The 20389-nt window shown below is 55.1% G+C and carries 15 protein-coding genes; 12 read left to right on the forward strand and 3 right to left on the reverse strand.

What is annotated here, in order from left to right; genetic code table 11:
* Positions 1–275 precede the first annotated feature (275 nt).
* Positions 276–1640 (reverse strand): nucleotide 5'-monophosphate nucleosidase PpnN, encoded by a 1365-nt coding sequence (gene ppnN / locus ACVV26_RS04290; RefSeq protein ID WP_474800142.1) that lies wholly within the window; start codon positions 1638–1640, stop codon positions 276–278.
* A gap of 114 nt (positions 1641–1754) precedes the next feature.
* Entirely contained in the window at positions 1755–2600 is an 846-nt protein-coding gene (gene queF, locus ACVV26_RS04295) for an NADPH-dependent 7-cyano-7-deazaguanine reductase QueF (protein ID WP_474800143.1), read from the reverse strand.
* A 70-nt stretch (positions 2601–2670) separates the two neighbouring features.
* Between queF and syd the strand changes: the two genes are divergently transcribed.
* The 8 genes from syd (at position 2671) to ACVV26_RS04335 (ending at position 11213) form a co-directional block, all read left to right on the forward strand.
* Positions 2671–3216 (forward strand): SecY-interacting protein, encoded by a 546-nt coding sequence (gene syd, locus ACVV26_RS04300; RefSeq protein WP_474801721.1) that lies wholly within the window; start codon positions 2671–2673, stop codon positions 3214–3216.
* Positions 3217–3847: 631 nt separating this feature from the next.
* Positions 3848–4177, forward strand: coding sequence for a YqcC family protein (locus ACVV26_RS04305; protein WP_474800145.1), 330 nt, complete (start codon positions 3848–3850; stop codon positions 4175–4177).
* Between the two features lie 2 nt (positions 4178–4179).
* Positions 4180–4959 (forward strand): tRNA pseudouridine(65) synthase TruC, encoded by a 780-nt coding sequence (gene truC, locus ACVV26_RS04310; protein WP_474801723.1) that lies wholly within the window; start codon positions 4180–4182, stop codon positions 4957–4959.
* Positions 4960–4977: 18 nt separating this feature from the next.
* Positions 4978–5427, forward strand: coding sequence for a flavodoxin (locus tag ACVV26_RS04315; protein ID WP_474800146.1), 450 nt, complete (start codon positions 4978–4980; stop codon positions 5425–5427).
* Positions 5428–5897: 470 nt separating this feature from the next.
* The gene (locus tag ACVV26_RS04320; RefSeq protein ID WP_312983404.1) at positions 5898–7259 is read left to right on the forward strand and encodes an MFS transporter; all 1362 of its coding nucleotides are present in this window, start codon (positions 5898–5900) and stop codon (positions 7257–7259) included.
* The gene (locus ACVV26_RS04325) at positions 7256–8596 is read left to right on the forward strand and encodes an enolase C-terminal domain-like protein (protein WP_474800147.1); all 1341 of its coding nucleotides are present in this window, start codon (positions 7256–7258) and stop codon (positions 8594–8596) included. Before ACVV26_RS04320 ends, ACVV26_RS04325 begins: the two co-directional genes overlap by 4 nt.
* A 24-nt stretch (positions 8597–8620) precedes the next feature.
* A complete protein-coding gene (gene gudD, locus ACVV26_RS04330; RefSeq protein WP_474801725.1) occupies positions 8621–9961 on the forward strand; it encodes a glucarate dehydratase in 1341 nt (446 codons plus the stop codon).
* Positions 9962–10070: 109 nt separating this feature from the next.
* A complete protein-coding gene (locus ACVV26_RS04335; RefSeq protein WP_474800148.1) occupies positions 10071–11213 on the forward strand; it encodes a glycerate kinase in 1143 nt (380 codons plus the stop codon).
* 26 nt (positions 11214–11239) lie between these two features.
* Here ACVV26_RS04335 and barA read toward each other — a convergent pair whose 3' ends face one another.
* On the reverse strand, positions 11240–13993 hold the full coding sequence (gene barA, locus ACVV26_RS04340) for a two-component sensor histidine kinase BarA (RefSeq protein WP_474800149.1): 2754 nt from the start codon (positions 13991–13993) through the stop codon (positions 11240–11242).
* Positions 13994–14048: 55 nt separating this feature from the next.
* Here barA and rlmD point away from each other — a divergent pair, with 55 nt between their 5' ends.
* The 4 genes from rlmD (at position 14049) to pyrG (ending at position 20359) form a co-directional block, all read left to right on the forward strand.
* Complete coding sequence (rlmD, locus tag ACVV26_RS04345) at positions 14049–15350, forward strand: 23S rRNA (uracil(1939)-C(5))-methyltransferase RlmD (protein ID WP_474800150.1); 1302 nt, start codon at positions 14049–14051, stop codon at positions 15348–15350.
* A gap of 42 nt (positions 15351–15392) precedes the next feature.
* Positions 15393–17624, forward strand: coding sequence for a GTP diphosphokinase (gene relA / locus ACVV26_RS04350; protein WP_312983414.1), 2232 nt, complete (start codon positions 15393–15395; stop codon positions 17622–17624).
* An 81-nt stretch (positions 17625–17705) separates the two neighbouring features.
* On the forward strand, positions 17706–18497 hold the full coding sequence (gene mazG, locus ACVV26_RS04355) for a nucleoside triphosphate pyrophosphohydrolase (RefSeq protein WP_474801727.1): 792 nt from the start codon (positions 17706–17708) through the stop codon (positions 18495–18497).
* Positions 18498–18721: 224 nt separating this feature from the next.
* Complete coding sequence (gene pyrG / locus ACVV26_RS04360; protein ID WP_474800151.1) at positions 18722–20359, forward strand: glutamine hydrolyzing CTP synthase; 1638 nt, start codon at positions 18722–18724, stop codon at positions 20357–20359.
* Positions 20360–20389 lie beyond the last annotated feature (30 nt).

Consider the following 20389-nt stretch of genomic DNA (forward strand, 5'->3'; position numbering starts at 1 on the left):
TTTCATAAGGGTATTTTTTGGGCCTTTGCGCTGATTTTTTACTCCTTTGCCACATTATTGGACGCGAAGGCTATCATTCGCAGGGTGGGGCAAGATACAGCTGGCGAGAGATATCAGATTTTACTCTGTTAAATTGAGGTTAAACGGGATTTATTAAGGAAAATTCATTAGTTAGGATGATGTTTTTCGCCAGGAACGCTAAAGCAATCGTTTTCTTTTCGCCGTCAGGGCGAAAAAAAGGGCGGCTCATGGCCGCCCGGGTATTTTAGATTATGCTAGGTACAGATCTCATAGCAGGGGATATACGCACTGCCCGGCAATTTCATACGGTGCTGCGCGACAAAGCCCTGTAGCAGGTGATCCATCTGCTTCATCATGTGTGCATCGCCATGAATTTTATACGGGCCATATTGCTCAATCGCGCGAATGCCGTTTTCCTTCACGTTACCGGCGACTATGCCGGAGAAGGCGCGGCGCAGATCCGCCGCCAGCACTTCCGTCGGCTGGTCAGGATAAAGTTTCAGGTTCGCCATGTTGGTGTGGGTCGGTTCAAATGGCATTTGCAGATCTGGCGAAATGCGAATCGACCAGTTAAAGCTGTACGCATCGCCAGTTTCACGACGGTTCTCTTTCACCTGCGGCATCGCTTTTTTCATCTGACGCGCCACTTCCGGTGCATCGTCAATAATGATGCGGTAGTAACGGCGCGCCTGCTCGCCCAGGGTACTGACAATAAACTCGTCCAGAACCCGGAAATAATCCGCACTCTGCTTCGGCCCGGTGAGGATCAGCGGGAGCACTTGGTCCTGGTTGTGCGGGTTCATCAGAATGCCCAGTAAATAAAGCAGCTCTTCCGCCGTGCCTACACCGCCGGGGAAGATGATGATCCCGTGGGCGATACGCACGAACGCTTCCAGACGCTTTTCAATATCCGGCATGATGATCAATTCATTGACCAGCGGGTTCGGCGGTTCCGCCGCGATAATTGATGGCTCGGTCATCCCGATAAAGCGGCCATCTTTATAGCGCTGCTGGGCATGGCCCACCGCCGCGCCTTTCATTGGCGCTTCCATCGCGCCCGGCCCGCAGCCGGTGCAGATATTCAGTTCGCGCAGGCCCAGTTGGGTGCCGACACGACGGGCATACAGATACTCGGTTTCGTTGATGGAGTGACCGCCCCAGCACACCACCATATTCGGCGCTTCGCCCACGTGAAGGGCGCGGGCGTTGCGCAGGATGGAAAACACCAGGTTAGTGATATGGGTGGAATCTTCCAGATCGAGATGTTGTAACCGACCGGCGCTGGTGATTTGCCCGTTAACGAACAAAATATCGCGCAGTACCGCAAACAGGTTGGCCTGCAGCGAGCGGATAATGCGGCCGTCAACGAATGCTTCATCCGGCGGATTAATGAGCTCAAGCTTTACGCCGCGCTCGCGGCGCAGCACGTTAATATCAAAGTTTTCGAAGCGAGAAAGCAGTTCTTTACTGTTGTCGGTCTGACTACCGGAATTCAATACGGCCAAAGAACAATTGCGGAAAAGTTGATAAAGGTCGCTGCTGGCCGTGCGTTTAAGCATATCGACTTCCAGCTGCGACAACATATCCATTGAGCCAAGCGGGCTAATATGTGTAATCAAGTGAACTCCTTACGGGCACAACGCGCCGATCCCTGTGATTACAATAGCCCTGCCTGCTCCGGTTTAACAACCCGCTAACGTAAAATGGTGTGTCAAATGCGAGACATATTCCAGTTATTGGCGCACCAGCCGACCCGTAGCGGGCGTGAAATCGGTATTACTGCGCCAGGGGTTGATGTCCAGCCCGCCGCGACGGGTATAGCGCGCATAGACACTCAGCGTTTGCGGGCGGCAGAATCGCATAATGTCGCTAAAAATCCGCTCCACGCACTGCTCGTGGAATTCGTTATGGTGGCGGAAAGAAACCAGGTAACGCAGCAGTTTTTCGCGGTCGATTTGCGGGCCGCGATAGCGGATTTGCACTGAACCCCAGTCCGGCTGATGAGTTATCAGGCAGTTGGATTTCAGTATATGGCTCACCAGGGTCTCTTCGACCTGTTGTTCCCCGGCTGCGCCTTCCAGATAAGCGGCATCAAATTCATAGCTATCAATGGTGATGGGCTGGTCATCAATACAAATGCCATCGAACGCGGCGACCGCCTGGCCTTCAATGTCATGAAGCCGATAGAGTTGCACTTCAACCTCGCCCTGGGCGCAGTGGCTTAAATCCCGCGCCAGGGTTTGTTGTACCTCATCCCAACTGGCGAAGCGGCTTTGGTTAAAGCTGTTGAGATAGAGTTTGAAACTCTTGGACTCCACCAGATTTACGCTGGTGGAATCAATGCTGACGTGCCCGACCGCCACTTGCGGTAAGCCGTTACTGTTGAGCCAGGAGAGTTCGTACAGCGTCCAGATATCCGCACCGTGAAACGGTAAGTTATCGGCACTGAGCCCCAGCGGATCGCGGTTTAAACTGCGCGGCACCGGCTGCAACAGGCTGGCGTCATAGATATCCCGGTAATCCGTGGATTTGCCGAGCGTCAGTCCGCTTAACGCCGCGTGGTTTTCATAAGAAGTCATGTGTCACCAAAATAAAGCAGGTACAATATTCGGCCTAGTGTACCGTACCTGGCAAAGAGAGAGAAACGTGGTGGAAAGTGACGTGCAGCAAGCCCTGAAAGCCTTTACCCATCGATTTTGCGATGCGTGGCATGACGTTTATGGGACTTGGCCGCAAAGCGAGGAGCTGTATGGGGTGCCCTCGCCGTGCATCATTTCTACGTTGCAGGATAAGGTTATCTGGCAGCCGCAGCCGTTTGAACCAGCCACCGATCTCAGCGCCGTGGAACGTGCCATGGATATTGTCCTGCAGGCAGATTTCTATCGATTCTATACCTCGCAATTTGCTGGCGATATGACGGCGCGTTTCGACGGCCAGCCGCTTACCCTGCTGCAAACGTGGAGCAAAGACGATTTTCGTCGCGTCCAGGAAAACCTTATTGGACACCTGGTTACTCAGAAGCGTTTAAAGCTCTCCCCCACGCTGTTTATTGCGACGTGTGACGATGAAATGGACGTGATCTCCGTCTGTAATCTAACCGGGGAAGTGGTGCATGAAAAAATAGGCACACGCCAGCGGACCGTGCTTTCACCCTCACTCGTCGCGTTCCTTTCGAGCCTTGAACCGCAGGTGTAAGCTTATTTTGCCAATCCACTTGTGAGATATCTCTTACAAGTTTGTGAGAGATCGCCGCTAACACTTTAGGGTATTTACCTGGGTGTAAAATTTAATTACATATTTATCAGGATATTGCGCGTTATTAGGTTGGTTTCGAATGAAACTTAACTGCAATTTGTGACCGCCGTTCGCTTGTAAGACGAGTCGTAATAGAGGATTCTATACGTGTCGACAGGACGTCGCGATATGAAGTGTACATCAGGAAGATGTTACTTCTATAGGGAACACACCGGGAAGGTGATTCAGGGAAGGCTTCAGGATGAAGCAAGGATAACGCAAGGCTGCGTTAAAGGACACCTCCAGGAGGGAGAACGAGAGCCGGTCGGGATGTTCGGTGGATCAGGACGATCAGGGACTCAGCGCCAGGAAGGTGCAAATAAGCCATCAGGATGATGTCGTGCAGGATGCATCGATAAGGACATTGAGCTCTTGAGCTCACAGGAAAAGTTGTCACGGATGAGCAGGGAGCAACAAAAGTAGCTGGACTGCTGCGAAACGAACCGGGAGCACTGTTTTTACAGTGCTCCCTTTTTTTATTCCCGCCATGAAATGCTATGCTTCGCGCCTGTTTGCCGGAATTGAGGTCATCATGAACAGAGCTGAAGCTGTTCGTCAGCAACTTTTACGTATTGAAGCCACGCTGCGCCAACATCAACAGTGGCAGGGTACATCTCCTGACGCCGCCGCGTTTACCAGCGATAAACCGTTTTGTCTGGATACTCTCGCGCCTTACGAATGGCTACAGTGGATATTTATTCCACGGATGCACGCGCTACTCGACAGTAATAGCCCGTTGCCGCAGGCGTTTGCCATCGCGCCTTATTATGAAGTGGCGCTACATCCCGGCCATCCGGCGCGGGAAGTTATGCTTGAACTCCTTCAGGAATTAGACGCCTGGTTTACCGAGGAAAAAGAGTGAACCTGGAGATCCTTTATCAGGATAAATGGCTGGTGGCGGTAAATAAGCCGTCCGGCTGGCTGGTACACCGTAGTTGGCTCGATCGCGATGAAAAAGTGGTGGTGATGCAAACCGTGCGCGATCAGATTGGTCAGCACGTTTTTACCGCCCATCGGCTGGACAGGCCGACCTCCGGCATATTACTGATGGGGCTGTCCAGCGAGGCTGGACGGTTACTGGCCCAGCAGTTTGAACATCATCAGATCCGCAAACACTATTACGCCATTACCCGCGGCTGGTTGCAGGATGAGGCGGTGCTGGATTACCCGCTGACCGAAGAGCTGGATAAAATCGGCGATAAATTTTCCCGTACCGATAAAGGCCCGCAGCCGGCGGTGACGCATTATCGCGGCGTCGCTACCGCTGAAATGCCCGTCGCGGTTGGCCGCTATACCACGGCGCGCTACAGCCTGGTGTCGTTATTGCCGCAAACCGGGCGCAAACACCAGCTACGTCGCCACTTAGCCCATCTGCGCCACCCCATTATTGGTGATAGCAAGCATGGCGACTTACGGCAAAACCGCGCTGCGGCGGAGCATTTTGGCTGCGATCGCCTGATGCTGCACGCCAGTTCGCTTGCGCTGAATCATCCGGTAACGGGTGAAGCCCTTACCATCAAGGCTCCGCTGGATGCGGTCTGGATGTCGGCGTTATCACATTTTGGCTGGCGCGGAATTCTCTCCGATATTGAAAGGGTTGAGTTTCCCTCCCTCAACGGTCAGGATGGCTCTCATCAGGGTTAATCGTAAGGAGTCACAGCAATGGCTAAGATAGGGATTTTTGTCGGGACTATGTATGGCAATGCCTTACTGGTGGCGGAAGAGGCGGAAGCCATTTTGCGCGGCCAGGGGCACAGCGCCACCGTGTATGAAGATCCGGAACTTAATGACTGGCGGCAATATGAGAACGATCACGTGCTGGTCGTCACGTCGACAACCGGGCAGGGCGATCTACCGGACAGCATTGCGCCGCTCTTTCAGGGAATTAAAGACCAGCTCGGCTATCAACCAGGGCTGCGCTATGGTGTGATTGCCCTGGGCGACAGCACCTACAAGAATTTCTGCGGTGCCGGAAAGCAGTTCGATGCATTGCTGACAGAACAAAGCGCCACACGTGTGGGCGAGGTGTTGATGATTGACGCCAGCGAAGATCCAGAACCGGAATCCGTTTCCAATCCCTGGGTCGAAGCCTGGGGCGCGCAGTTAAAATAAGTATGAGCCCTCGCTCGGGGGCTCGCGTTGACTTTTTTGAATCAAGCGATAGTGGTTAATGCTATCGCATTACGCTGATAATTAATGGTTTTATCTCGGCGCTGTTATTTCCATTCTGCCCCGCCATTTTCTTCGTCAAGCGACAAGCCTCACATTCTTTATCTTCATACCCTTTGAAACAACGTTTCATGTGCCTGCGGTTTCATTTCCGTGAAGCATCGCCCACTCCGTTGTGCGGATGCCATAAACCCTTAAGGTAATGCCCTGCAATGTTGTGGCGCTGCACGGTGAGCTCTTTTCATCCCCTTCATATACTTTTTTCGCCAGTTCTTAAAACGCAGAAATCAGGGCGGTGACGCCTCTGGGCTAACAATACTGCGACTTACAACTAAAAAACTCATTCTGATTACCCTCCAGGTTGTGCTGTTCAGAATGAATGTAGCAACACGCTATGATTCAGGAGTGCAACAATGAATACGATTAGCCAGACGGCGAGCGCCGTGCAAAAGCGCACCAATGCTCGTTATTGGATAGTGGTGATGCTGTTTATCGTCACCTCGTTTAACTATGGCGACCGCGCCACGCTCTCTATCGCTGGTTCAGAAATGGCCAAAGATATCGGGCTGGACCCGGTTGGGATGGGTTATGTGTTCTCCGCGTTTTCGTGGGCCTATGTAATAGGTCAGATTCCAGGCGGTTGGCTGCTTGACCGTTTTGGTTCAAAACGCGTCTACTTCTGGTCCATCTTTATCTGGTCGATGTTTACCTTGCTGCAGGGTTTCGTCGATATCTTCAGTGGTTTTGGCATTATCATTGCGCTGTTTACCCTGCGCTTCCTGGTCGGGCTTGCTGAAGCGCCCTCCTTCCCCGGCAACAGCCGAATCGTCGCGGCCTGGTTCCCGGCGCAGGAAAGGGGCACGGCGGTCGCCATTTTTAACTCCGCGCAATACTTCGCCACCGTTATTTTCGCGCCAATTATGGGCTGGCTGACGCACGCCGTAGGCTGGTCGCACGTGTTCTTCTTTATGGGCGGTCTGGGGATTCTGGTCAGCTTCCTGTGGCTGAAAATGATCCACGAACCGAACCAGCATCCGGGCGTTAACCAGGCTGAGCTTGATTACATTGAAGCCGGCGGCGCGCTGATCAATATGGATCAGAAGAACAACAACAAGCAGACCGTTCCGTTCAGCCAGAAATGGGGGCAGATCAAGCAACTGCTGAAGTCCCGTATGATGATCGGCGTGTATATCGGCCAGTACTGCATCAACGCCCTGACGTACTTCTTCATTACCTGGTTCCCGGTGTATCTGGTGCAGGCGCGCGGGATGTCGATTCTCAAAGCGGGTTTCGTGGCATCTATCCCGGCTATCTGCGGTTTCGTGGGCGGTGTGTTAGGCGGCATTATTTCCGACTGGCTGATGCGCCGTACCGGTTCACTGAACATTGCCCGTAAAACGCCTATCGTGCTCGGTATGCTGCTCTCCATGACCATGGTGTTCTGTAACTATGTGGATGCGGAGTGGATGATCATTGGCTTTATGGCCATGGCATTCTTCGGTAAAGGCATTGGCGCGCTGGGTTGGGCGGTGATGGCGGATACCGCGCCGAAAGAGATCAGCGGCCTGAGCGGCGGTCTGTTCAACATGTTCGGTAACATCTCCGGTATCGTGACGCCGATCGCTATCGGTTATATCGTTGGGGTTTCCGGTTCGTTCAATGGCGCGCTGATTTATGTGGGTGTCCACGCCTTTATCGCGGTACTGAGCTATCTGGTGATTGTCGGCGATATCAAACGTATCGAACTTAAACCTGTTATTGGGAGCCGCGCATGACCACTCAATCCAGTCCCGTCATCACCGGAATGAAGGTGATCCCGGTTGCCGGCCAGGACAGCATGCTGATGAATATCGGCGGCGCGCATAACGCCTGGTTCACCCGTAATATCGTGGTACTGACAGATAACGCCGGTAACACCGGCGTTGGCGAGGCCCCGGGCGGCGAAGTGATTTATCAGACCCTGGTGGATGCTATCCCCACCGTGGTCGGCCAGGAAGTGGCGCGTCTGAATCGCGTCGTGCAGCAGGTGCACAAAGGCAATCAGGCGGCGGACTTCGACACCTTTGGTAAAGGTGCCTGGACATTTGAACTGAAAGTAAACGCCGTCGCGGCACTGGAAGCGGCACTGCTCGATCTGCTGGGCAAAGCGCTGAACGTGCCGGTATGCGAACTGCTCGGCCCAGGTAAACAGCGCGACGCGGTGACGGTACTGGGCTATCTGTTCTACATCGGCGATCGCACCAAAACCGACCTGCCTTATCAGGCGGGCGAGCAGGGCAAACATCCGTGGTATCACCTGCGCCATCAGGAAGCGATGGACAGCGCATCGGTAGTGCGTCTGGCAGAAGCGGCGCAGGATCGCTATGGGTTCAAAGATTTCAAACTCAAAGGTGGCGTACTGCCGGGCGAGCAAGAGATTGAAGCCGCTCGCGCCCTGAAAAAACGCTTCCCGGAGGCGCGCATTACCGTGGACCCGAACGGGGCCTGGCTGCTGGATGAAGCCATCGCGCTGTGCAAAGGGCTGAACGATGTACTGACCTACGCCGAAGACCCGTGCGGTGCGGAGCAGGGCTATTCCGGCCGTGAAGTGATGGCGGAATTCCGCCGCGCTACCGGGTTGCCGGTCGCTACCAATATGATCGCCACCAACTGGCGTGAAATGGGCCACTCGATCATGCTCAATGCAGTAGATATCCCGCTGGCGGACCCGCACTTCTGGACGTTAAGCGGTGCGGTGCGCGTGGCGCAGATGTGCGACGACTGGGGCCTGACCTGGGGCTGCCACTCTAATAACCATTTTGATATTTCGCTGGCGATGTTTACCCACGTCGGCGCGGCGGCACCGGGCAACCCGACCGCCATTGACACCCACTGGATCTGGCAGGAAGGCGAATCACGGCTGACCCGCGATCCGCTGCAAATTAAAGACGGCAAAATTGCCGTACCGGATGCGCCGGGTCTGGGCGTGGAGATCGACTGGGATCAAATCCACAACGCCCACGAAGCGTATAAGAAACTGCCTGGCGGCGCGCGCAACGATGCCGGCCCGATGCAGTATCTGATTCCTGGTTGGACATTTGACCGCAAACGCCCGGTATTCGGGCGTTCCTGAAGGCTTAGATAAAGGATTTACATGATGACGACTTATCAATCCACGCCCGTAGTCACCGACATGCAGGTTATCCCGGTGGCGGGTTACGACAGTATGCTGATGAACCTGAGCGGCGCCCATGCCCCGTTCTTCACGCGTAATATCGTGATTATCAAAGACAACTCAGGCCATACCGGCGTGGGCGAAATCCCCGGTGGCGAAAAAATTCGCCAGACCCTGGAAGACGCCGCCGCGCTGGTGGTGGGCAAAACGCTTGGTGAATATAAAAATATCCTCAATACCGTGCGTGCCACTTTTGCCGACCGCGATGCGGGCGGCCGTGGTCTGCAAACCTTCGACCTGCGCACCACGATCCACGTGGTCACCGGTATTGAAGCCGCATTGCTGGACCTGTTAGGCCAACACCTGGGCGTTAACGTGGCGTCTCTGCTGGGCGATGGTCAACAGCGCAGCGAAGTGGAAATGCTCGGCTACCTGTTCTTCGTCGGCGACCGCAAACGCACGCCGCTGCCGTACCAGAGCCAGCCGGACGATCCGTGCGACTGGTATCGTCTGCGCCACGATGAAGCCATGACCCCGCAGGCGGTAGTACGCCTGGCCGAAGCCGCTTACGAGAAATACGGTTTCAACGATTTCAAACTCAAAGGCGGCGTGCTGGCGGGCGAAGAAGAGGCTGAATCCATTGTGGCGCTGGCGAAACGCTTCCCGCAGGCGCGCGTTACCCTGGACCCGAACGGCGCATGGTCGCTGAACGAAGCGATTAACATCGGTAAATACCTGAAAGGTTCGCTGGCCTACGCGGAAGATCCGTGCGGCGCTGAGCAGGGCTATTCCGGCCGTGAGGTGATGGCGGAATTCCGCCGTGCCACCGGTCTGCCGACCGCCACCAATATGATTGCCACCGACTGGCGTCAGATGGGCCACACGCTGTCGCTGCAATCTGTTGATATCCCGCTGGCGGACCCGCACTTCTGGACCATGCAGGGCTCGGTACGCGTGGCGCAGATGTGCCATGACTTCGGCCTGACCTGGGGCTCACACTCCAATAACCACTTTGATATCTCGCTGGCGATGTTTACCCACGTTGCGGCGGCCGCGCCGGGTAACATTACCGCCATCGATACCCACTGGATATGGCAAGAAGGCAACCAGCGCCTGACCAAAGCGCCATTCGAAATCAAAGGCGGCATGGTGCAGGTGCCGTCAACGCCCGGCCTGGGCGTTGAGCTGGATATGGACCAGGTGATGAAAGCCAATGAGCTTTATCAAAAACATGGACTTGGCGCACGCGATGACGCCATGGGTATGCAGTATCTTATTCCTGAGTGGAAATTCGATAACAAACGCCCCTGCATGGTGCGTTAATCGTCTCGGTGCCCTCGGGCACCGTTTTTTTTAACGGCAGGCGGCTGCCGTTATCGCCGCTTATGCTTGATCAAAAGAGGCGAAATAAAACCGCGCGAAAGGAACAGCTATGAAAATCGTTATCGCTCCTGATTCCTGGAAAGAGAGCCTGACTGCCCTGGAGGTCGCGACCGCCATTGAGGACGGCTTCCGGCAGATTTTCCCCGATGCGGAGGTGGTAAAAATCCCCATGGCCGACGGCGGTGAGGGCACCGTCGAGGCAATGGTGGCTGCAACGCAGGGACGCATTGTCAATCTTCGCGTCACCGGGCCGCTGGGCGAACCGGTAGAGGCGTTTTATGGGCTTTCTGGTGATGAGCAACAGGCGTTTATCGAAATGGCGGCGGCGAGTGGTCTGGAATCTGTACCGCCAGCGCGCCGCGACCCGCGCGTTACCACCAGCTGGGGCACCGGCGAGCTGATTCGCCATGCGCTGGATGCTGGCGTACGGCATATCATCATCGGCCTGGGCGGCAGCGCGACCAACGACGGCGGCGCAGGCATGGTACAGGCGCTGGGCGCGCAATTACTTGACGAGCGAGGCGAGCAACTGGGTTTAGGCGGTGAGACGCTGAACCAGCTTGCGCGTATCGACATCAGTCAGCTCGACAAGCGGCTGGCGGAGTGCCGTATTGAAGCGGCCTGCGACGTGACTAACCCCCTGACCGGCGCGGAAGGCGCCACGGCGATATTTGGCCCGCAAAAAGGGGCGACGCCGGAGATGATTAAACAGCTCGACAAGGCGCTGACCCATTACGGGCAAATCATTGAACGCGATCTCGATAAATCGGTGATGACCTTAAAAGGCGGCGGCGCGGCGGGCGGTATGGGCGTGGCGCTGTACGCATTCTGCGGCGCGGATCTGCGCCAGGGCATCGAAATCGTCACCGAAGCGCTGGCGCTGGATGCCGTCGTGCGCGATGCGGATCTGGTCATTACTGGCGAAGGGCGTATCGACAGCCAGACGATCCACGGCAAAGTGCCTGTTGGCGTGGCGCGCGTGGCGAAACGCTACGACATTCCGGTCATTGGCATTGCCGGAAGCCTGACGGAGGATGTTGACGTGGTTTACGACCACGGGCTGGACGCGATTTTCAGCGTGATCCCGCGTATTTGTCCGCTGGATGAAGCCCTGGAGAACGCCGCCGAAAATCTGCGCATGAACGCCCGCAATATCGCTGCTGTGATTAAACTCTCCCCGCAGAACAGGTAACGCGATCCTCTCCCGGCGGGAGAGGATCAGCCGAGTATTTTCCGCGCTTCCCGCGCCACGTTATCCATCTCATCCAGCAGTTCGAGCATTTCGGGTTCCAGATCTGCGGGCGGCGTACCGCTTCGCAACTGTTGTTCAATCAACTGGCAAAGTTTTTTGAGCCGAGGAACGCCGCTATATCCTGAACTGCCGTGCAGTTTATGAATGGTATCCAGCAGATTTTCCGGGTTTTCGCCAACCAGTTGCTCTTCAAGGGTGTTGCGTACTTCGGGCAAAAACTCCAGCAGCATATGCAGCATTTCCCGCGCCAGGTCGGGTTTATTGGCCGCCTGGCGCAGGGCCAGCTGCCAGTCGAGTGTCACATCCGGCGGCGGGTCCAGCGCAACGGCGGCAGAGGCAGGTTGGCTGGCGACCACCTGGCCCGGCTGGTAGCGCAGCAGTAAAGCGCGCAGCTTTTCTTCCTCAATCGGCTTCGCCAGATAGTCGTTCATGCCTGCCGCCAGCAGTTTTTCTTTCTGGCCGGCCATGGCGTGCGCCGTTACCGCAATAACCGGTGTTTGTTGATGATGAGGCAATTGGCGGATCAGTTCGCAGGCGCGAATGCCGTCCATGCCCGGCATTTGAATATCCATCAGGATAATGTCCAGCGGCTGCGCTTTGGCACGTTCAATCGCCTCAATACCGTTCTCGCACAGCTCAATATGCTGTACGTGATCGTTAAGCAGCGCGGCAATCAGCTTCAGGTTGGCCGGATTGTCATCCACCGCCATCACGGTCATCGGCAGTTTGCCTTGCTCGTCTACCGGCGGATGTACCGGCTGACCGTTAGGGCAATGTTCCAGCAGCAGTGGGATCAAGCGGGTGACGGTAATGGGCTTCAGTAAACAACCTGCCGCTCCCTCTTTTTTCAGCGCTTCGGCGTCCACCTGGGCGTGGCAGGGCAGGGCCAGCAGCAGGCAGTCGGTCATGGTCGCCGCTTTCGCCAGTAACTCATGCTGCATGGTCAGCGGCTCCCGCTGAGTGACAGAAGTGGCGTAAAGCAGGATGTCGTAATGGCTTTCCGTCAGGCCGGTAAACGTAGGGCTATACACCACGGTAAGCGGCGTGTTGGCTAACATATCCAGCGTACTTTGCGCAGCGGCATGGTTGGGCTCGACGTAAGCGATCCGGCGGCCGGCCAGGATTTCGGTGGTTTGACGATCGATGACCACGTTCTGGTTCAGGTCCAGATTGATATGGAACCAGAAGGTCGAGCCGCGATTAGGCTGGCTGTGGAACGAAATATCGCCGCCCATCTCATTGACCAGCCGCTGGGTGATCACCAGCCCCAGCCCGGTACCGCCGTGACGCCGTGAAATACTGGCGTCCGCCTGGCGGAATGCCTGGAACAGGCGCGACTGATCGCGCTCCGGGATACCGATGCCGGTATCCCGGATCTGCACCTCAATTTGTACCTTACTGTGGCTGATGGCCCGCTTCTCAACAAAGATGTCGATGTTGCCGCTTTCGGTAAATTTGATGGCGTTGCCCACCAGATTCGTGATCACCTGTTGCAGGCGCAGCGGATCGCCGATCACGTTATCCGGCACATCGTTTTTGATGTTGATGGTCAGCTCAAGCCCTTTGTCATGCGCCGAATGAGCCAGTAACGTCATCACTTCATCCAGCGTATTACGCAGCAGGAACGGGATGCTTTCGAGGATCAGCTTACCGGCTTCCAGCTTCGAGAAATCCAGGACGTCATTGATGATCGCCAGCAGATTATTGGCCGAGCGCTCAATGGTGTTCAGGTGGTCTCGCTGGGTTGGATTGAGATCGGTTTTCAGCGTCAGCCGGGTAAAACCAATCACGCCGTTAAGCGGGGTGCGCAACTCATGGGACATATTGGCGAGGAACTCGGATTTAATACGCGCGGCTTCCTGGGCGCGTTTTTTGGCGAGATCCAGCTCAACGTTCTGGATTTCCATCTGTTCCAGGGTTTCACGCAGATCTGAAGTCGCCTGGTCAACGTTATGCTGCATCTCCTCATGGTAGGCCGCCAGCGACATCGCCATCGAGTTGATGCCGTTCTTAAGCATATCCAGTTCGCCCAGCATAAAGCCTTCCACGCGGCTATCGAGCTGCCCGCGACGGATGCGGTCGACGGTATTCACCATATTGCGGATTGGCCCGGTGACGTCACGCATGAGTCGCCAGGCGAATATCAATGCGCAAAAAATGCATAGAGACAGCATTAACACCGAGATAATCATCTCTTTATACTGTTGCAGCCGTACCGAACTGAGATCGAGCTCCAGCGCCACATAGCCGAGCATATTGCCTTCCGGCTTGGCATCGGTGGTGGCCGATTCGTCCGGAGAATAGCTCTCCGAGATAATCGGCGTGCGCATAATCATCATGTTGCCCTGACGCATGACCGTCAGGCTGGTTGGCAGAGCGCTCCCATCGCTGAGGCGCAGTCCTTCCGTTTTAGAATGGAAATTCGAGGTGACGAACAGGTTGTTATCCCGATCGTAAACCGAAATCGCCCGCACAATATCCGAATGACGGCGGTGCAGCACGCTAATGAGCTGCCGGACGGATTCACGGTTTTTTTGATTGATGCCGTATTCGCTGGATACCGCCAGCGGTTCGATAATGCTGGCGCCGGCATCTTCAAGCTGGCGCTGTAAATCGTGATAGCGGTGGACGACGAAGAAAATGCTCAGCAGCAACCCGATAAGAACGGTTGGCGCCAGGATCAGAATCATCATGCGTGCCCGCAGGCTGTAGTTGGTCATGGGCTTCCGTTATGGGACAATCATCGTCACTTAGTTTTAAGAATACCTGTAAGCAATGGCGCAATTCTACTCTGCAAAGCGACGCGTGACGACGCGTCAGATCATAACCGTCACGGTAAATGACCTTGACCCTTTTGGCCAGGGCGTAGCCCGTCATAACGGAAAGGCGTTATTTATTAGTGGACTGCTTCCCGAAGAACGTGCGGAAGTGGCACTCACCCAGGATAAACGCACCTTTGCCCACGCAACGGTTAAAAAGCGGCTCACCGATAGCCCGGCGCGCGTAATGCCGCGTTGCCCGCATTTCGGCGTTTGTGGCGGGTGCCAACAGCAACACGCCAGCGTTGAGCTTCAGCAAACCAGTAAGGCCCAGGCGCTGGCGCGCATGATGAACCATCCGGTGGACGAAATCATTGCCGGGCCGGAATGGGGATATCGTCGTCGCGCACGGTTGAGCTTGAATTATCTGGCCCGCGCACAAACCTTACAGATGGGTTTTCGCCAGGCCGCCTCCAGTGAACTGGTTGATATCCAGCAGTGCCCCGTTTTGGCTCCCCAGCTTGAGGCATTACTGCCGGCACTGCGTACCTGCCTGAACGAATTACAGGGCGCGCGCCGTCTGGGGCATGTAGAACTGGTGCTGGCGGATAACGGTCCGCTGATGGTGTTGCGCCATCCCGAGCCGTTGTCGGCAAAAGATAAGCTAAAACTGGAACAATTCTCGCATCACCATGATGTGGCGCTGTTTTTAGCACTGCAAAGTGATGTACTGGAACACGTGTCCGGCGAGGTGCCGTACTATCATTCAGACGGTCTACGCTTAACCTTTAGCCCGCGCGACTTTATCCAGGTAAATGACGCGGTCAACCAGCAGATGGTAGCGCGGGCCATTGAATGGCTTGAGGTACAACCCGACGATCGGGTGCTGGATCTGTTTTGCGGGATGGGTAATTTCACCCTGCCGCTTGCCCGGCGCGTCCACAGCGTTATCGGCGTGGAAGGGGTGCCCGCATTAGTGGCTAAGGCTCAGCGTAATGCTGAGGATAATGACTTAAAAAATGTCACCTTTTTTCATGAAAATTTGGAAGAAGATGTTACACGCCAGCCCTGGGCTGCGCAGGGGTTTGATAAGATATTACTGGACCCGGCCCGCGCTGGCGCACCCGGCGTGATGCAGCATATTGTGAAATTAATGCCGAGCCGTGTGGTCTATGTTTCCTGCAATCCGGCGACGCTTTCGCGCGACAGCGACGTATTACTGCAGGCGGGATATCAAATTCAGCGGCTGGCGATGCTGGATATGTTCCCGCACACTGGGCATCTGGAGTCTATGGTGCTGTTTGTACGGCATGAGTGAAGGCCTGGATAACAGGCCAGCGCGTCCCTGAAGGAGAGGACAATGGTTGCGGTAAGAAGTGCACATCTCAATAAAGCTGGTGAATTTGACCATGAGAAATGGGTTGCGAGTCTTGGGATCAATAACCAGCAGTCGTGTGAACGCTTAACCGAAACTTGGGCGTATTGCGAACAGCTCACCAAAGGGCACCCGCAGGCGGAACTGCTGCTGTGGCGCGGCGTCGAGATGGTGGAAATCCTGTCGATGCTGAGTATGGACAACGACACGCTACGCGCCGCGCTGCTTTTCCCGATTGCCGATGCCGACGTGGTGAGCGAAGAGGTGCTCACTGAGACGGTGGGGAAATCCATCGTCAACCTGATCCACGGCGTGCGCGATATGGACGCCATCCGCCAGCTTAAAGCCACCCATAATGATTCGGTATCGTCCGAACAGGTCGATAACGTGCGCCGTATGCTGTTGGCGATGGTGGATGATTTCCGCTGCGTGGTGATCAAACTCGCGGAGCGTATCGCGCACCTGCGTGAAGTAAAAGACGCGCCCGAAGACGAACGCGTGCTGGCCGCGAAAGAGTGCACCAACATCTATGCACCGTTGGCCAACCGCTTAGGGATCGGCCAGCTTAAATGGGAGCTGGAAGATTACTGCTTCCGCTATCTGCGGCCTGCGGAATATAAGCGCATCGCTAAACTGCTGCATGAGCGGCGCATCGACCGCGAACACTATATCGACGAGTTCGTCGGCCAAATCCGTAAATCGATTAAAGAAGAGGGCGTCAAAGCCGAGGTTTACGGGCGTCCGAAGCATATCTACAGCATCTGGCGCAAAATGCAGAAAAAGCACCTCGCCTTTGACGAGTTGTTTGACGTGCGCGCAGTGCGCATCGTGGCTGAACGCTTGCAGGACTGCTATGCCTCGCTGGGGATTGTTCATACCCTGTTCCGCCATCTTCCTGACGAGTTCGACGACTATGTCGCGAACCCGAAACCCAACGGCTACCAGTCGATTCATACCGTGGTGTTGGGGCCGGGCGGTAAGACGGTGGAGATCCAGATCCGTACCCGCCAGATGCATGAAGACGCTGAGCTTGGCGTCGCCGCGCACTGGAAATACAAAGAAGGTACCGTGAGCGGCGGGCATGCCGGTTATGAAGACCGTATCGCCTGGCTGCGCAAACTGATTGCGTGGCAGGAAGAGATGGCCGATTCCGGGGAAATGCTCGACGAAGTGCGCAGCCAGGTGTTCGATGACCGGGTCTACGTATTTACCCCGAAAGGTGATGTGGTGGATTTGCCAGCCGGCTCCACGCCGCTTGATTTCGCTTACCACATTCACAGCGACGTTGGGCACCGCTGTATCGGGGCCAAAATTGGCGGGCGCATCGTCCCCTTTACCTATCAGTTGCAGATGGGCGATCAGATTGAAATTATCACCCAGAAACAGCCGAACCCGAGCCGCGACTGGCTGAACCCGAACCTGGGCTACGTCACCACCAGCCGCGGGCGTTCTAAAATCCACGCCTGGTTCCGTAAACAGGATCGCGATAAAAACATTCTCGCCGGGCGTCAGATCCTTGACGACGAACTGGCGCATCTCGGTATCAGCCTGAAGGAAGCGGAAAAACATCTGCTGCCGCGCTACAACTTTAATGAAATCGAAGAGTTGCTGGCGGCCATTGGCGGCGGCGATATTCGCCTGAACCAGATGATCAATTTCCTGCAGGCGCAGTTTAATAAACCGAGCGCCGCCGAGCAGGACGCCGCTGCGCTGAAGCAACTTCAGCAAAAAAGCTACCAGCCGCAGACGCGTAATAACAAAAATAATGGCCGTGTTGTGGTGGAAGGCGTTGGTAATCTGATGCACCACATCGCCCGTTGCTGCCAGCCAATCCCGGGTGACGATATTGTCGGATTTATCACCCAGGGACGCGGGATTTCTATTCACCGCGCCGACTGCGATCAACTGACCGAGCTACAGTCGCACGCGCCGGAACGCATTGTTGATGCGGTATGGGGCGAAAGCTACTCTGCGGGCTATTCGCTGGTGGTGCGCGTCACCGCCAACGATCGCAGCGGATTACTGCGCGATATCACCACCATCTTAGCCAATGAAAAGGTCAATGTGCTTGGCGTGGCGAGCCGCAGCGATACCAAACAGCAGTTGGCGACTATCGACATGGACATTGAAATCTACAACCTGCAAGTGCTGGGCCGCGTGTTAGGCAAACTGAACCAGGTGCCCGACGTCATCGACGCCCGCCGTTTGCACGGATAATTGTTCTCAGCCTCTGTTCGCCAGAGGGCCGGGGTGCAGCGCCAGGACGCTGCACCCCGTTTTTCTTAAAAGGATCTCATGATGAATCAACTCGATCGCCTGCTGGGCATTATGGAACGACTGCGCGATCCGCAAACCGGCTGCCCGTGGGATAAAGCGCAGACCTTTGCCACCATCGCGCCTTATACTCTTGAGGAAACCTATGAAGTACTGGACGCTATTGCGCGTGAAGACTTCGACGACCTGCGCGGCGAACTGGGCGATCTTTTGTTCCAGGTGGTGTTTTATGCCCGCATGGCCGAAGAGCAGGGGCGATTTAATTTCAGCGACATTTGTCGCGCCATCAGCGACAAACTGGAGCGCCGCCATCCGCATATCTTTGGCGATGCGAACTTTGCTGATAGCGAGCAAGTATTGGCTAACTGGGAAAAAACCAAAAGTGCTGAGCGGGCTGAAAAAGCGCAACACTCTACTCTGGATGATATTCCTGAAAGTCTGCCAGCGCTGATGCGCGCGTATAAAATCCAGAAACGCTGTGCGGCGGTGGGTTTTGACTGGACTACTCTCGGTCCGGTGGTCGACAAAGTGCATGAAGAACTGGATGAAGTGATGCATGAAGCCAACCAGGCGGTGGTGGACGAGGCAAAGCTCGAAGAAGAAATTGGCGACCTGCTGTTTGCCACGGTAAACCTGTCCCGCCATCTGGGCAGTAAAGCGGAAATTGCGCTGCAAAAGGCTAACCGCAAATTCGAGCGCCGCTTCCGGGAAGTAGAGAGAATTATTGCCGCTCAGGGGCTAAAACTTGATGAAGCCTCGCTCGATCAGATGGAAAATGCCTGGGGCGAAGTAAAACGCCAGGAAGCTGATAAATAAATAGTTTTTGCGATCAAGCGCTTGTTGTTGCAAAACGTAACTGACAAGTGCTTGATTTACGTCAAAAACATTTCTGCCAGACGGGCTATTTTCTTCCGGCTTTATTAAGCGAGGTGTGGCGTTGATTGCTGAGAATGAAAGTTTGTGACCCCCGTCCTGTTCAGGTATACTACTTTCCCGTCCTGGTATTCCACCGTCTTTAAACCTAACTTCTCAGGTTCAGCATGACAACGAACTATATTTTTGTGACCGGCGGGGTCGTTTCCTCTCTGGGTAAAGGCATTGCCGCAGCCTCCCTCGCAGCCATTCTTGAAGCCCGTGGCCTCAACGTAACTATCATGAAACTGGATCCGTATATCAACGTCGATCCGGGCACCATGAGCCCCATTCAACACGGGGAAGTGTTCGTAACTGAAGACGGCGCTGAAACCGATTTAGACCTCGGCCACTACGAGCGTTTTATCCGCACACGTATGACGCGCCGCAACAACTTCACTACGGGTCGCATCTATTCCGAGGTTCTGCGTAAAGAACGTCGCGGCGACTATCTGGGTGCCACCGTGCAGGTTATCCCGCACATCACCAACGCCATTAAAGAACGCATTCTGGAAGGCGGCGAAGGCCACGACGTGGTGTTGGTTGAAATCGGCGGTACTGTAGGTGATATCGAATCCCTGCCGTTCCTTGAAGCGATTCGCCAGATGGCGGTAGAAGTGGGCCGCGAGCACACCATGTATATGCATCTGACGCTGGTGCCGTATATGGCCGCAGCCGGTGAAGTGAAAACCAAACCAACACAGCACTCTGTAAAAGAGCTGCTCTCCATCGGTATTCAGCCAGATATCCTGATTTGCCGTTCCGATCGCGCAGTCCCTGCTAATGAACGCGCCAAAATTGCTTTATTCTGTAACGTTCCGGAAAAAGCGGTTATTTCTCTGAAAGATGTCGATTCAATCTATAAAATTCCGGGCCTGTTGAAATCCCAGGGGCTGGACGATTATATTTGTAAACGATTCAGCTTGAACTGCCCTGAGGCAAATCTGGCAGAATGGGAGCAGGTGATTTACGAAGAAGCCAACCCGGCGAGCGAAGTGACCATCGGTATGGTCGGCAAATACATTGAATTGCCGGACGCCTATAAATCGGTGATCGAAGCGCTGAAACACGGCGGGCTGAAAAACCGCGCGACGGTTAACATCAAGCTTATCGATTCGCAGGATGTTGAAACCCGTGGCGACGAAGTGCTGAAAGGACTGGACGCGATCTTGATCCCTGGCGGCTTCGGCTATCGCGGCGTGGAAGGCAAAATCGCCACTGCGCGCTATGCGCGTGAAAACAATATTCCTTACCTGGGCATTTGCCTGGGGATGCAGGTTGCACTGATTGAATTTGCCCGTAATGTGGCGAATATGGACAACGCCAACTCAACCGAATTTGTGCCAGACTGTAAGTACCCTGTCGTGGCGCTTATCACGGAATGGCGTGATGAAGACGGCAATGTCGAAGTACGTTCTGAAAAGAGCGACCTCGGCGGCACCATGCGCCTGGGCGCACAGCAGTGCCAGTTAGATGATGAGAGCCTGGTTCGCAAGCTGTACGGCACGCCGACCATCGTTGAACGCCACCGTCACCGTTATGAAGTCAACAACCTGTTACTGAAACAAATTGAAGCAGCGGGTCTGCGTGTTGCGGGTCGTTCTGGCGATGATCAACTGGTCGAAATCATCGAAGTGCCGAATCACCCGTGGTTTGTGGCGTGTCAGTTCCACCCGGAATTCACCTCCACGCCGCGTGATGGACACCCACTGTTTGCAGGCTTCGTGAAGGCCGCAACTGAGTATCAGAAGCGTCAGGCGAAGTAAAACGAGTTAGTACGGCAGTGCACCCACATA

The organism is Atlantibacter sp. MEI4A-1023, assembly GCF_056155425.1.

Bases quoted from the DNA above. Each gene is read 5' to 3' on its own strand.
- queF (WP_474800143.1), bottom strand. From the start codon at position 2,600: ATGACTTCTTATGAAAACCACGCGGCGTTAAGCGGACTGACGCTCGGC.
- ACVV26_RS04305 (WP_474800145.1), top strand. From the start codon at position 3,848: ATGAACAGAGCTGAAGCTGTTCGTCAGCAACTTTTACGTATTGAAGCC.
- ACVV26_RS04315 (WP_474800146.1), top strand. From the start codon at position 4,978: ATGGCTAAGATAGGGATTTTTGTCGGGACTATGTATGGCAATGCCTTA.
- ACVV26_RS04320 (WP_312983404.1), top strand. From the start codon at position 5,898: ATGAATACGATTAGCCAGACGGCGAGCGCCGTGCAAAAGCGCACCAAT.
- ACVV26_RS04325 (WP_474800147.1), top strand. From the start codon at position 7,256: ATGACCACTCAATCCAGTCCCGTCATCACCGGAATGAAGGTGATCCCG.
- gudD (WP_474801725.1), top strand. From the start codon at position 8,621: ATGACGACTTATCAATCCACGCCCGTAGTCACCGACATGCAGGTTATC.
- ACVV26_RS04335 (WP_474800148.1), top strand. From the start codon at position 10,071: ATGAAAATCGTTATCGCTCCTGATTCCTGGAAAGAGAGCCTGACTGCC.
- barA (WP_474800149.1), bottom strand. From the start codon at position 13,993: ATGACCAACTACAGCCTGCGGGCACGCATGATGATTCTGATCCTGGCG.
- rlmD (WP_474800150.1), top strand. From the start codon at position 14,049: ATGGCGCAATTCTACTCTGCAAAGCGACGCGTGACGACGCGTCAGATC.
- relA (WP_312983414.1), top strand. From the start codon at position 15,393: ATGGTTGCGGTAAGAAGTGCACATCTCAATAAAGCTGGTGAATTTGAC.
- mazG (WP_474801727.1), top strand. From the start codon at position 17,706: ATGAATCAACTCGATCGCCTGCTGGGCATTATGGAACGACTGCGCGAT.
- pyrG (WP_474800151.1), top strand. From the start codon at position 18,722: ATGACAACGAACTATATTTTTGTGACCGGCGGGGTCGTTTCCTCTCTG.